The sequence below is a fragment of the Streptomyces sp. AC512_CC834 genome, assembly GCF_019049325.1.
GTDB lineage: Bacteria > Actinomycetota > Actinomycetes > Streptomycetales > Streptomycetaceae > Streptomyces.
On the sequence record NZ_JAGMUO010000084.1, the window covers coordinates 1 to 508 of the forward strand.

1 rRNA gene is annotated in these 508 nt (G+C 58.5%); it reads right to left on the bottom strand.

Going from position 1 to position 508, the window contains the following annotated elements:
• Positions 1-452: ribosomal RNA gene (locus KUM40_RS27135) — 23S ribosomal RNA — on the bottom strand; the annotation flags it as partial.
• Positions 453-508 lie beyond the last annotated feature (56 nt).

Here is a 508-nt window from a genome sequence, read left to right on the forward strand (position 1 = left end):
TCTCTCAAACGAGCCGCTGATGTTTCGACTACGGGGGTCTTACCCTCTACGCCGGACCTTTCGCATGTCCTTCGCCTACATCAACGGTTTCTGACTCGCCTCACAGCCGGCAGACTGTGAAAGAGAGATCCCACAACCCCGCACACGCAACCCCTGCCGGGTCTCACACGTATACGGTTTAGCCTCATCCGGTTTCGCTCGCCACTACTCCCGGAATCACGGTTGTTTTCTCTTCCTGCGGGTACTGAGATGTTTCACTTCCCCGCGTTCCCTCCACACTGCCTATGTGTTCAGCAGCGGGTGACAGCCCATGACGACTGCCGGGTTTCCCCATTCGGACACCCCCGGATCAAAGCCTGGTTGACGACTCCCCGGGGCCTATCGTGGCCTCCCACGTCCTTCATCGGTTCCTGGTGCCAAGGCATCCACCGTGCGCCCTTAAAAACTTGGCCACAGATGCTCGCGTCCACTGTGCAGTTCTCAAACAACGACCAACCACCCATCACCC